The organism is Methyloglobulus sp. (genome assembly GCF_964779595.1).
On the sequence record NZ_CBAROL010000019.1, the window covers coordinates 1 to 12,912 of the forward strand.

16 protein-coding genes are annotated in these 12,912 nt (G+C 45.3%); 3 read left to right on the forward strand and 13 right to left on the reverse strand.

The features are described 5' to 3' along the window. Positions 1-141 precede the first annotated feature (141 nt). The 5 genes from AC1YY3_RS08235 to serA form a co-directional block, all read right to left on the reverse strand. Entirely contained in the window at positions 142-924 is a 783-nt protein-coding gene (locus AC1YY3_RS08235; RefSeq protein ID WP_481824356.1) for a hypothetical protein, read from the reverse strand. A 126-nt stretch (positions 925-1,050) separates the two neighbouring features. Further along, positions 1,051-1,581, reverse strand: a complete 531-nt coding sequence (locus tag AC1YY3_RS08240; protein ID WP_481824357.1) for an REP-associated tyrosine transposase — start codon at positions 1,579-1,581, stop codon at positions 1,051-1,053. A 103-nt stretch (positions 1,582-1,684) separates the two neighbouring features. Then, on the reverse strand, positions 1,685-2,431 hold the full coding sequence (locus AC1YY3_RS08245; RefSeq protein ID WP_481824358.1) for a YebC/PmpR family DNA-binding transcriptional regulator: 747 nt from the start codon (positions 2,429-2,431) through the stop codon (positions 1,685-1,687). A 622-nt stretch (positions 2,432-3,053) separates the two neighbouring features. Then, positions 3,054-3,695 (reverse strand): HAD-IB family phosphatase, encoded by a 642-nt coding sequence (locus tag AC1YY3_RS08250; RefSeq protein ID WP_481824359.1) that lies wholly within the window; start codon positions 3,693-3,695, stop codon positions 3,054-3,056. Next, complete coding sequence (serA, locus tag AC1YY3_RS08255) at positions 3,692-5,278, reverse strand: phosphoglycerate dehydrogenase (protein WP_481824360.1); 1,587 nt, start codon at positions 5,276-5,278, stop codon at positions 3,692-3,694. Before serA ends, AC1YY3_RS08250 begins: the two co-directional genes overlap by 4 nt. Before the next feature lie 2 nt (positions 5,279-5,280). Between serA and AC1YY3_RS08260 the strand changes: the two genes are divergently transcribed. The 3 genes from AC1YY3_RS08260 (at position 5,281) to AC1YY3_RS08270 (ending at position 6,988) form a co-directional block, all read left to right on the forward strand. Further along, a complete protein-coding gene (locus tag AC1YY3_RS08260) occupies positions 5,281-5,871 on the forward strand; it encodes a peroxiredoxin family protein (RefSeq protein WP_481824361.1) in 591 nt (196 codons plus the stop codon). Between the two features lie 3 nt (positions 5,872-5,874). Continuing rightward, a complete protein-coding gene (gene hemJ / locus AC1YY3_RS08265) occupies positions 5,875-6,300 on the forward strand; it encodes a protoporphyrinogen oxidase HemJ (RefSeq protein ID WP_481824362.1) in 426 nt (141 codons plus the stop codon). A 133-nt stretch (positions 6,301-6,433) separates the two neighbouring features. Further along, positions 6,434-6,988, forward strand: a complete 555-nt coding sequence (locus AC1YY3_RS08270; protein ID WP_481824363.1) for a hypothetical protein — start codon at positions 6,434-6,436, stop codon at positions 6,986-6,988. 364 nt (positions 6,989-7,352) lie between these two features. Here the strand turns inward: AC1YY3_RS08270 and AC1YY3_RS08275 are convergent, their stop codons facing one another. The 8 genes from AC1YY3_RS08275 to AC1YY3_RS08310 form a co-directional block, all read right to left on the reverse strand. Continuing rightward, positions 7,353-7,697: a PilZ domain-containing protein gene (locus AC1YY3_RS08275; protein ID WP_481824364.1), complete on the reverse strand. Its 345-nt coding sequence runs from the start codon at positions 7,695-7,697 to the stop codon at positions 7,353-7,355. 141 nt (positions 7,698-7,838) lie between these two features. Further along, the gene (gene ylqF / locus AC1YY3_RS08280) at positions 7,839-8,747 is read right to left on the reverse strand and encodes a ribosome biogenesis GTPase YlqF (protein ID WP_481824365.1); all 909 of its coding nucleotides are present in this window, start codon (positions 8,745-8,747) and stop codon (positions 7,839-7,841) included. Between the two features lie 111 nt (positions 8,748-8,858). Next, positions 8,859-9,059: an FAD assembly factor SdhE gene (locus tag AC1YY3_RS08285; RefSeq protein WP_481824366.1), complete on the reverse strand. Its 201-nt coding sequence runs from the start codon at positions 9,057-9,059 to the stop codon at positions 8,859-8,861. A gap of 12 nt (positions 9,060-9,071) precedes the next feature. After that, positions 9,072-9,851 (reverse strand): succinate dehydrogenase iron-sulfur subunit, encoded by a 780-nt coding sequence (locus AC1YY3_RS08290; protein ID WP_481824367.1) that lies wholly within the window; start codon positions 9,849-9,851, stop codon positions 9,072-9,074. Next, on the reverse strand, positions 9,851-11,635 hold the full coding sequence (sdhA, locus tag AC1YY3_RS08295) for a succinate dehydrogenase flavoprotein subunit (protein ID WP_481824368.1): 1,785 nt from the start codon (positions 11,633-11,635) through the stop codon (positions 9,851-9,853). The genes AC1YY3_RS08290 and sdhA overlap by 1 nt, the downstream gene beginning before the upstream one ends. 25 nt (positions 11,636-11,660) lie before the next feature. Continuing rightward, complete coding sequence (gene sdhD, locus AC1YY3_RS08300) at positions 11,661-12,023, reverse strand: succinate dehydrogenase, hydrophobic membrane anchor protein (protein ID WP_481824369.1); 363 nt, start codon at positions 12,021-12,023, stop codon at positions 11,661-11,663. Between the two features lie 3 nt (positions 12,024-12,026). After that, positions 12,027-12,404: a succinate dehydrogenase, cytochrome b556 subunit gene (gene sdhC / locus AC1YY3_RS08305; protein WP_481824370.1), complete on the reverse strand. Its 378-nt coding sequence runs from the start codon at positions 12,402-12,404 to the stop codon at positions 12,027-12,029. A 249-nt stretch (positions 12,405-12,653) separates the two neighbouring features. Further along, positions 12,654-12,806, reverse strand: coding sequence for a hypothetical protein (locus AC1YY3_RS08310; protein WP_481824371.1), 153 nt, complete (start codon positions 12,804-12,806; stop codon positions 12,654-12,656). Positions 12,807-12,912: the final 106 nt, after the last annotated feature.

Genomic DNA, 12,912 nt, shown 5'->3' on the forward strand with positions numbered 1-12,912 from the left:
TGGCAAGAATGGTAAGGCTATCGCCTGCGCCGCTATGCGTAAACTCATTCATCTTAGCTTTGCTATCTTGAAATCAGGCGAACCTTTTGATCCTCTTTTCGCAGTAAAATAAGCCTTGACACTTGGGTTTTAAGACGGTATCTACGGGCTTGAATTGTATCCTGGTCTATCCGGAAGAAAATGGTGTTGCCCAGGAAAACCAAGTTCCTTCGTAACTTTATCCCAAAACATAACAAACTCATAGAATGGGCTTTTAATTCCTGAATATACAAACTTACCAAATTCGCTATATGTCGTTCCTAAGACGATGTCCAGCCCCAGGTTCTCCATGTCCGTGAGGAAGCGGTATTGATTTTCCCACCAAATCATATTAGCGACAATTAGTGGTCTAAACCAATCTTTGTCTCCTGCTGTGTCGTCAAAAACCACTCGAAAATAATGCAACCCATTGGCGTAAAACAATAGTTTCCTTCCTTGCGCATAACAATAATCGTGTAGATCATCGTCCGCGATATTGCCATCCCAGCGAGCTTTCTTGAGTTCCTCAGAATATTCACTTATAGCTGGCAAGTTATGGTATAGCTGTCCACTAATCCATGGGACTTCTGCATAATCCTCCATTGCTTTTTTTTCTTCTTCAGTTAATGCAAGAACCATATAGGATGCAAATGATAAAACTAGCGATGACAATAGTTTTCGAAGCGCGAGTATTGGAAAATCGGCGGTATTAATTTCCTGAATCATGCGTTCAAGTTCATCAATTAAGTATTGCTTGAATTCTTCGGTATGATTAGAGAGTAATCTGCCCTCCCCATTGTAAAGATACTCATTGATATGGTCCCGGATCATTATTCGAAAAAGCCTTACTTTTTCCTTTGTCTTATTATTCTCTTGCCTAATTGTGAGCCATTTCATTAAACCCATATTATCAATCTCCATTTTGCATATTGAATTCGCACCCTAAAGCCCTATCGATTGAGGGCTAACTAAAATTCATCGTTCCCACGCTCCGGCGTGGGAATGCAGCCCTGGACGCTCCAGCGTCACGTCTCACCAAACATCTATTTCCATCAAGCCGACTTGCCCCGCGTAATTACTCGCACTCGAATAGCGCCAATGTTCTGGCAGGTTTACATAACCGCGTTTTACGGGATTGGCATGGATGTAGTCCAACTTTTCGCGCATCATCGTCTCGCTAAATATCAGTTCGGCATGTACGCCCTCCTGCCAAAATTGATATTCCCTATCCTGCTTGTGGGCTTGTTTGGCAAAACGCAATCGTGTCAACAACATCTCTGCTTTCTGTAGCTTAAGATAGTCGATAATCTTCCGGGCAGTAAACGATTTGAAACTACTCACGCATTTGTTTAAATTTTTTGCCTGGGCGATAAAGTGTAAATGGTTTTCTAAGATGACGTAACCGTAGAGTTTTAAGCCTTCGTTTTCCCGTTGGTAACGCCAACAATCCAGCAAGATTTCTACCGTGTCCGGGCGTGTAAAAACAGGCAACCATTCTACTACGGTACAGGTCATAAAGTGTGGCTTATCGGGTTCGGTTATGGTGTAACGGCTTCTTCCCATTTGTCGGTTGTATTATTGGACTGGACGCTGGAGCGTCTGGGGTTGCGTTCCCACGCTGGAGCGTGGGAACGATATGCTGTGATTGTTTAACTTGTTTTTTGGTTTACTCCAACCCTTCCATAATCTCATCACTAATATCCGCATTGGAATAGACATTCTGCACGTCATCCAGGTCTTCCAGACGGTCAATCAGGCGCATCATTTTCTCGGCGGTTTCGGCATCCAACTCAGCTTGGATTGCTGCTTGCATCGTGACTTCGGCGTTATCCGGCTCGAATCCCGCTGTAACCAAGGCTTCTTTAACAGAAAGATAAGTTTCCGGTGTTGTCATCACATCTACAGAACCATCATCATAAGTGACTACATCCTCTGCGCCTGCTTCCAGCGCGGCTTCCATCAGGGCATCTTCGTCCACGCTGGGCGCATAACTGAGGATGCCTAATTTGTTGAATAGATAAGCCACGGAGCCATCCGTACCCAAGTTGCCGCCGGCTTTGGTGAAGGCGTGGCGGACTTCGCCGACGGTGCGGTTGCGGTTGTCGGTCAGGCAATCGACAATCACCGCCGTACCGCCTGGGCCGTAGCCTTCATAGCGGACGTTTTCGTAATTTGCGCCTTCCAATGCACCGGAGGCTTTTTTGATGGCGGTGTCGATGGTGTCACGCTTCATGTTATTGCCCAGCGCCTTGTCAATTGCGGTACGTAAGGCGGGATTGCTGGCGGCATCCGCCCCGCTGGTCTTTACAGCGACGGTGATTTCACGCAGCACTTTGGTAAAGATTTTGCCGCGCTTGGCATCTTGCCCGGCTTTCCTGTGTTTGATGTTAGCCCATTTACTGTGTCCAGCCATTGTTACTTTTCTCTCTGTGTATTTCTGATGTTTAAGATAATATTTTCAATTCGTAGTGTGCGTTGTACGCACCATCAGCCGTGTTTGGTGCATGGAATGCAGCCTACGCGACTATTTCGTCCTATTAATGATCCTTCGTTATTCCCACGCTCCGTGACACTGCTAATAAATTAAGCGTTGAGACATCGTTAACTTGGAGTGCAAACCTAGGTTTGCGCGTCGGCATTCACTGTTTATAAGGAATCAAAAAACATGTTTTTTGACTCCGCATTGCTTAACTTAATGACAGTGTCACTGAGTGTGGGAGCGATAAAAATATTTCGTGTTTTTCGAGTAAGTTGTTTAAGCTTTTTTAAGATCCGTTTCAAGTATATACAAGCTATTCGGAATAGGATTGTGACACTGAAGACCAAGATCAGATACAGTATTGTCAAACTTGACGAGAACTCGACCTCTCTCGTTGACTTTTTCTATTACGGTTCCGCGTTCGCCAATTAATTCCCAATAGTTTTCACTAGGCTCACAATGCTCTGGAGTCGATAAAATACCATTGAAGGATAAAAGAATTACTCGACAATTGAGCGATAGCATGAAATGAGTCCCTCAAAACATCTAAATAAAATCATAAGATTAAAGGAAGAATCGCTTTTAAATCAGTTTCGGCAATAAAATAATCGGCAACTTCGCGCACAATCTGACGATCACAAACCCCACCAAAACCAATCACCGTCACCCCAGGTTGCTTGGCTTCCATGTCGGTTTTGCCATCGCCAATTAATACCAGAGATTGCTTGCCATTCAACAATTGCTTGCAAATTTCAGATTTGCCGCCTGATCGTGCTAGCGGGGATTTTTCGTTATAGCCGCGATAACTGCCGTCATCCTTAAAAACTATATCGACCGCATGGACATGGTCTTCCGGTAATCCTAAGAATTTTGCCAAAGGTAGAATTGCCTGCCGTAAACCGCCGCTAATGATATGAATTTCTTTGCCGCGTGCCGACAATGAGGCGAACACCTCTGTTACACCATTAACGATTTCTTTTATGTACAAGTCGGCTACCCAATCGATACTAGTTTTATCCGGCTTGATAGTTTCCAGGCGTTTGCCATACACGGCTTCCAGCGGCAGTTCACCGTTCATGGCTAAATCGGTCAGTTTAGCCATTGCATCAAAACAACCTGCTCGTCGCGCCAGCTCGTCTATACCCTCTATCTTGCTTAAGGTGCTATCGCAATCAAAGCAGATTACGTCATAGCTCATAGGCTAATTTGCTTGGCATTGCACACGGGAGTGAGATTGCAAATTTGCTGCATGATGGCATCGGACACTGGCTCTGACACACTAATAACCGCCATTGCCTGGTCTTTGACATCTACCGTACTCACTTGCATACGGGTGATATTGATATTGGCATTGCCCAAAACCGAACTGATCTGGGAAATAACGCCTGGCCTATCGTCATGACGGGTAACGATCAATGTGCCTTCTGGCACGACTTCAATATCAAAATGGTTAATGCAAACCAGACGCGGCTGGCGACCACCGAGTAAAGCACCAGAAAGCGAGATGCTTTGATCGGCACAATGTGCAGTTACCTTGATAAGTGATACGTAATCTGGCGAGTCTTGTGAAACCGACTCAACCAAGGCAATGCCTTGACGCTTGGCAATATTTTCGGCATTCACGCGATTGACGGGAGCGGAAACCTGACCGCTCAACACCCCAATCAGGGCGGCAACCGAAACTGGACGCACCGCCGCATCAGCCGCTTTGCCGTATAACGCCACTTCTATTTTTGTGATAGGCTGGTTGGCTAATCCAGCCAATATTTTGCCTAATTTTGTGGCTAAATTCATAAAATCATGCGACTTATTGAGATCTTCTGCCGATACTCTTGGCAAATTGAGCGCATTAACCGCTTCGCCCGTTCTCAAGAACAACACCGCTTGCCGTGCGATTTCAACACTCACCGCCACTTGCGCTTCTGACGTTGATGCGCCTAAGTGAGGGGTAAACACGATGTTTTCCAATTCCAACAATGGCGATCCGGCTGGCGGTTCGTTTTCATAAACGTCGAGCGCTGCACCCGCGCATTGGCCGTTTTTAAGTGCATCGTACAAGGCTTTTTCGTCAATTAAGCCGCCACGGGCGCAATTGATAATACGAGCGCCTTTTTTCATTTTGGCAAACTGCGCTGCACCGATGAGGTTTTTGGTTTTTTCGATTAATGGGCAATGCAAGGTGATGTAGTCGGCGCGGCTGACCAAATCGTCGAGGCTGACAGACTCAACACCGTATTCTGCGTATATTTCTGGGGCAACAAACGGATCGTATGCAATCACGTCCATTCTTAAACCTAACCCACGTGTAGAAGCGATCCGGCCTATCGTTCCAAAACCGACGATACCCAAGGTTTTATGGGCGATTTCCGCACCAACCAACGTACGATCCCATTTGCCGGCGCGTACGGAACGGTCAGCAGCGGGCAAACGACGGCTCAACGACATCATGTGGGCAATCGCCAATTCCGCCGTGGTGGTGGCATTGGCGTCAGGGGTGTTCATAACGATCACGCCCATTTCGGTTGCCATGGGAATGTCGACGTTATCTACACCGATCCCAGCGCGGCCGATTAATTTCAGGTTTTTGGCGGCTTCCAGCACTTTTTTGGTGACTTTGGTATCACTGCGAATCAATAAGGCATCGTATTCGCCGATGATGTTACACAGCCCTTCTTCATCAAGGCCGGTTTCGATGTGAATTTTAATGCCGGACTCGGCTTGTTCGTTTAAATAGTTGATGCCGGCTTCTGCCAATTTGTCGGAAATAAGGATTTTTTTCATGTATGTTAAAAACCAAAAGAAAAGACGCTAAAAATCCAATAGTTTACCAGCTTTGGTATAATCGGGATATGTTAGATGTGAACTTACAACGTGTTAAAACCAATCCGTGGCTAAGAGGATTCATGTTGATAGCGTTGATCGCGCTTGCCTTATGGATGGCGAGAAGCGAGAAATATACTTTTACACCAAAGACAACTTTTACCACGATTACCGGGAAGCATTTGGCATTGCAAGACTTGCAGGGAAAGCCCGTCCTCATCACGTTTTGGGCGACGAATTGCCCTAGCTGCATCAAGGAAATCCCTCATTTACTTGCTTTGTATCAGCAGTTTCATCCGCAAGGGCTTGAAATCATTGCGATTGCAATGGCTTATGATCCTCCGAATCAAGTTGTCGCCATGACCAAGGAACGTAAATTGCCTTATCCTGTTGTGCTTGATCTTAGCTCGGAACATGCCAGGGCATTTGGTCGGGTGTGGGCAACCCCGACGACGTTGCTGATTGGTGGTGATGGCACGGTTGCAAAACGTGTCGTTGGTGCATTTGAGCTAACAGATATGCAAAACCGCATTCAACATTTACTCAAAGGATAAATTATGCTCTGGTTAAAAGCCTTACATTTGATTTTTATGGTGACCTGGTTTGCTGGGTTGTTTTACCTGCCACGCTTATTTGTTTACCACGCCATGAGCGACGACGCGATCAGTATTGAGCGTTTTAAAGTGATGGAACGAAAGCTCTATTTCGGCATCATGACACCGGGCATGATCTTGACCTTTGTCTTCGGGATCTGGATGCTCGCCAGTTATGCCTGGGATGTTTATGGCAGCAGTGGCTGGCTACATGCCAAGCTGGGCTTATTGGCTGTACTATTTATTTACCATATTATCTGCGGCAAGTGGCTACTGGATTTCAAATACGACCGCAACCAGCACGGGCATGTTTTTTACCGCTGGATGAATGAAGTGCCGGTGCTGTTTTTGATTGCGATTGTTATTTTAGCGGTGGTGAAACCGTTTTAAGCAAACACGTTAAAACACAGTCGAACAAAGTCTCTTTCGCTATAGCTCTGAAGAATACGTCGAATCGTTTATAAAACGTGGAGAAATATTATTTCGGCCATTGTCTTACTACCGAGACTTTGAGGACAAAAATGTGCGAAGAGATGAATACGAAGGAACCAAAATACATCTGCCAATTGATGGCTTGAAAATCACAAAAGTTGATACTGGTGAAGAAATACCATTAGCACATACTTTCGAATCGATTGCAAAAGAAGATGACATATTCGTCTACTGCTTAAGCACAACCTGTAGCGGAATTCTTGCCGAGAAATTTGAAGCAAAATCTTGTATTGAAATACTGAAACCAATGTTGTTTATTGGTTTAATCCAAAATGCTTTAAATCGAAGGCCATCCATAAAAAATAAGCACTTGGAATATAGCCTAGTGAAGTACTACAAACCATATGAGCCACCAATTATTGATTGGGCATTACCTGAGAAGATTGCACTTTCTAAGCTTTCGTCATTTTCATGGCAGAATGAATATCGGCTCGCATTTGCTGTGAACGGGGCGTTCGATGTATATAACGTCGAAGCTAAACTTGTACCACTAGGTGTACAGCGCAATATTCAAGCCAGTAGCTATTCTGAGCGACGTATTAAATTAGGGAACTTATCGAAAATATGCAAAATTCATCATTTCTGAACAAAAGTCGATTTCGCTTATAGTTCGGCAAGTCGGAAGCGGCGTTAGCCTTGTTCCGATGTTTTAGGTGGAACACCTGCCAGTTTCCGCCCTACGCATTCCCATAAAACTTATTATATACAACCGCCTACAAACTTTATTAACCCTTAGAATCCTTCTTGGATTTCTTAGCCGCTTTCTTTTCTTTCGGACTCAGGGCAGGTTGTTTCTTGTCTTCTTTGTTACTTTTTTGTTCTTTGCTCATGGTATTTACTCCAGATAATTGCTTGGGTTTTTGATAACCCGTAAATAAAGCGGCGTTAGCCGTGTTCCGACATTCTTGGCGAAACACCCAATGTATTTCACTCTAATTTATTGATATTTTTCAAGTTTTTGACAACTTGACACACTCAAACATAAAGCTGTCTAACGCTTCTACGACCGGACAATCCATGTAATGAAGTCCTAATTCATCGGAATTATTGTGGTATTTAAGGATTCCGCTAATGGAGAACGGGATGCCTGATTCAGGTAAAAAAAGTTGTATCTTGACCTTGCCATTCAAACCAGCGGCGGCTGGCGAATTTAATTTGATTTTAACACCTGTATGACTTATATCGACAACCTCACCTTGCAGGTTAGCAGGCTCATGTGGTGGTTCGAAGATAATATTGGCTTTTAAGCCTTGCGGATTAAATCGGGGCGATTGTCGTCTTTCTACTTCGGTCATGACTTGGATTCCAACAAATTTTAACTGTGTTGATTATAGGCAATTTGCTGATAACAACAAGATTAGGCGAATATAAAGGGGTAAGCTCGGAGAGCATAAAATAATAAATGTTTTAATTCAATAGATTAAAACATATCATTACTATTTTTTGGCTTTGCGCTGCTGTTTTTTTTCGGCCTTTATCTGCTGAATCACCGCCAGTTCTACCAATTCTACTTCCATCATTTCTGGCGTTTCCAAGCTGATTCGCCCAAGTGTGCCTGAACGCAATTCGTTCAATAGAATTTTAGCAACCCTGTCTACATCAATTAATCCACCTGCGCGTAGGCATCCCCGCTGTTTTCCAATAATGGCTATCAATTCCTGTGCGGTGGCTGGCAAACTATCAAGCTGGAAGCGAGTTTTTAGCATGTCTGGATATTTTTCTAACAAATACTCCAGCAGAAAAAAAGCAATATCGTCATGGCTAATTGCCGTATCTTTGATGGCTCCCGTGACTGCCAAGCGATAACCGGTATTTTTATTTTCCAGATTCGGCCAGAGCATACCCGGCGTATCCAGTAAGACCACGTTATCGCCAATTGCTATACGCTGCTGATGTTTGGTGACGGCGGGTTCGTCCCCAGTTTTTGCGATGGTTTTGCCTGCTAACACATTGATTAATGTAGACTTACCAACGTTTGGAATGCCCATAATCAGGGCATTTATGAGCTTACCTTCGCTTTTATCCGCTGGGGCAAGTTTGCGGCAAAGATCAGTCAGTTGTTTGATTTTATCAGCCTGATCCATGGACAACGCCAGCGTTTTTACGCCTTTCTGCTGTTCCAGGTAGGTTTGCCAACGCTGCGTGATGTCGGGATTGGCAAGGTCACTTTTGTTCAGCACCTTGATGCACGGCTTGTCGCCCCGCAACCTCGCCAACATGGGATTTTCACTGCTAAACGGAATCCGCGCATCCAGGATTTCAATCGCCACATCGACTTGAACAAGAGTTTCTTTAATCTCTCGCCCCGCCTTGTGCATGTGGCCTGGATACCATTGAATGGTCATGATCTTTCTATAAGCTGGAATAAGAGTCGGTAGTGTACCAGCTCTAGCTATGTTGATGCTTGAGCGAATAAGCTCAAGCTGAGTTTAACGATTGTCAGGTTAAAATATGACCTATTTTTGAGGTGGGCAACTCCAATAAACATCTCGTTGCATCATTAACTCGGCATCATCCAGTTTTAGTATTTCGGCAAAACGGGCTTTTTCTTCTTTGTCGGCAATCGGATAGCGCGTTTCAAGATAATGAATTAGCAGCAAATCCAGTTCTTTAGAACCTCTTCGACATTGCCACCTCAATTTTGCCAACTCGTCCATAGAAAATGCCGATTACGCTTTCCGCTGAACCAAAAGTTTTTTGGTTTCCGCGATGGCTTTGGCAGGGTTCAATCCTTTAGGACAAGTATCGGTGCAGTTCATGATGGTGTGGCAGCGGTACAATTTATAAGCATCGTCAAGCTGGTTTAGCCGCTCTTCGGTGTTTTCATCGCGGCTATCGACCAACCAACGATAGGCCTGCAACAAGACCGCAGGGCCCAGGTACTTCTCGCTATTCCACCAATAGCTGGGGCAACTGGTGGAGCAACAGGCGCATAATACGCAGTCATACAAGCCATCCAGTTTGTCGCGCTCTTCTTTGCTTTGTAAACGTTCTGTTGCAGGGGGTGTGGTATTGGCAGTTAACCAGGGTTTTATTTCTGCATATTGGGCATAAAAATGAGTCATGTCCGGCACTAAATCTTTGACAACATCCAAATGCGGCAGCGGGTAAATCTTGATGGTATCGGGATAATCGCTAATCGCCTTGGTACACGCCAGCGAATTCTTGCCATTGACGTTCATGGCGCAAGAGCCGCAAACCCCTTCGCGGCAGGAACGCCTGAATGTTAAGGTACTGTCGATTTCGCTTTTAATATGGATGATGCCATCCAATACCTTTGTTCCGCACAGGTCGGCATCCAGTTCGTAAATGTCGATGCGCGGGTTTTCGCCTGTGTCAGGATCCCATCGGTAGATTTCAAATCGGCGGATGTTTTTCGTGCCTTCTTGCGCTGTAAAGGTTTTGCCTTTAGCCACGACAGAATTTTTGGGCAGGGTAAATTCAGCCATTAGTAGACCCTCTCTTTCGGCATGACCACCTCGACTTCATCCGTTAATGTATACAAATGTACGGGACGGTAGCCGAACGTGACCTTATCTTTATCTAACCACGTCAAGGTATGTTTCATCCAGTTGACATCGTCGCGCTTAGGGAAGTCTTCCCGTGCATGACCGCCCCTGCTTTCCTGGCGATTACCGGCGGCAGAAATTGACACCATCGCTTGGCACAGTAAATTATCCAACTCCAGGGTTTCGACCAGATCGGTATTCCAGATCAATGACTTGTCGGTGACTTTGACATCGCCCAATGATTGCATGATGTCTTTCATCATGGTTATGCCTTCGTCCATTGTTTTTTGTGTTCGGAACACCGCCGCTTTGTTTTGCATGGTTTTTTGCATATTCAAGCGAATCTCTGCGGTAGGATGATTGCCATTGGCATGTCGAAACTTATCGAAACGAGCTAATGCCTTATCACAAGCGGTCTTTGCCAAAGGCTTGTGTTTCGTTTTCGGTTTGATGATCTCAGCAGCGCGGATTGCGGCAGAACGCCCAAATACGATTAAATCCAGTAAGGAGTTGGAACCCAAACGGTTAGCACCATGCACTGAGACGCAGGCCGCTTCACCTATCGCCATCAAACCTGGAACGACTTTATCGGGATTGCCGTCCGCCAACGTCACGACTTCTGCCTTATAATTGGTCGGGATACCACCCATATTGTAATGCACGGTGGGAAGTACCGGAATTGGGTCTTTGGTGACATCGACTCCGGCAAATATCTTTGATGTTTCGGCAATGCCAGGCAAACGTTCATGGATAACAGTTGGATCAAGATGTTCAATGTGTAAGTGAACGTAGTCTTTGTGTTCGCCCAGCCCTCGGCCTTCGTTAATTTCAATTTGGATAGCTCGGCTGACCACATCGCGTGAGGCAAGGTCTTTCGCATGAGGCGCATAACGCGCCATAAACTTTTCGCCTTCGGAGTTCGTCAAATAACCACCCTCTCCTCTTGCACCTTCGGTGATTAAACAACCCGCGCCATAAATGCCAGTGGGATGGAATTGGATAAATTCCATATCCTGCAAGGGCAAACCCGCACGCAATATCATCGCATTGCCGTCACCTGTAACAGTATGTGCGGATGTGCAAGAAAAGTAAGTGCGTCCATATCCACCCGTTGCCAAAACGGTCATGTGGGCTTTGAATAAGTGTAGCGAACCATCATCCAGGCACCATGCCAGCACACCACGGCATTCGCCGTCCTGCATAATCAAGTCCAACACAATGTATTCAATAAAGAACAACGCATTATGTTTTAAGGATTGTTGGTACAAAGTATGCAGAATGGCATGGCCTGTCTTATCTGCCGCCGCACAAGTACGCTGGGCTTGGCCTTTGCCATAATGCGTGGTCATGCCACCAAAAGCGCGTTGATAAATCTTGCCGTCTTCGCGCCTGGAAAACGGGACGCCGTAGTGTTCGAGTTCGATGACGGCGGGAATGGCTTCCTTGCACATATATTCGATGGCATCTTGGTCGCCCAACCAATCCGAACCTTTAATGGTGTCGTACATGTGGAAACGCCAATCGTCTTCACCCATATTGCCGAGTGCGGCGCTAATACCACCTTGGGCAGCGACGGTATGGCTGCGGGTTGGGAACACTTTGGTGAGACAGGCCGTGCTTAAACCTCTTTCAGCCATCCCTAATGTTGCGCGCAATCCTGCTCCGCCTGCTCCGACCACGATGACATCGTATTCGTGTTCGGTAATCTTGTAATCGCTAGCCATGCGTCGTCCTGATAAGTTTTATGGGTTACATAATGCGAAAGATAAAAAATAATGCCGCAACAGCCAAAAATAGAAAACTCAGATTGATTGCTTTAATTAACTTAACTTGACGTTCTTGATTGGCAACATAATCTTCAATGACGACTTGTAAACCTATTGCCGAGTGATAGCAAACGGCAAGCAACCAAACCTCGATGCAGATCGTATTTAACGGCGACTTCAACCACGCCACGGTTTCCTGATACGGCGCAGTCATACACAGATTGAGGAAAACGATAAGACGAAAAGTTAATGGGATCAGGATGATTGCCGTAACACGCTGCATCAACCAGTGCCGAGTCGCCGATGTTGCTGCACCTTTTGCAAATATGGCTAGTTTATTCATCATGGGCTAAATGAAAATCCAAGTGGCTAAAGTGAGTGCAAACGCCACTGCTAATTCAATTTTGGCATACCAATTTAGTTTATCTGGCGCGAAGCCTCCGCCAATATCCCAAAATAAATGCCGAACGCCGTGACATAAGTGAAAGAACAGCGCGTAAATAAATCCCCAGTAAATCAATTTTACCAACCAGACGTTAAACACGCTTTGCATGGCGGCATAACTATCCGCGCCTTGTGAAATCGCACAAAAAAGCGTGACAACCAGCAGCAACCCTACGGACAGCAGGACACCGGTAATGCGGTGCGAGATAGAAATAAGGCCGGTCAGCGGCAATTTATAAACTTGTAGGTGGGGTGAAGTGGGTCTGGAATGTTTAGCCGTCATATTTTCCCGCACAGGTTGGTATTGCCACCAAAGTCTACATTTCGTATGCTCACATCAATCATGCGTAGACTCCGCATTTCTTATGCAAGTTAGATTGTAGATTACACTGTGTGAGTATAACAATTAAACTGTTTATTGAACAACAAACGCTTTGCGCGGTTGTTTGGCTGGCAAGCGCATATAGTTTCTTTATAAGAAACTATTCATTACTTAATAGCCACATTGTTAACCAATAAAGACTTATATATACTATGCACCAAGTTGTTTATTTTTGTTTTTACCTCCTAAATCATTACTTAACGAGCGACTTAAGCTGAATGACCAAGCCCGATGTACATAATGGACTACCAGGGCTTTCATCCAGTGTAATTTTGTTTTGCCGTCACGTTGACTTGTAGCCATCCTAGCGATAAGTTTTCAACCTGCGGCTCAACTTATTATGCCAGTTCTGGCATACCCCCACAAACATTGAATCCTCCTGATGTGTTTGATTTGACACTCCCAGTGC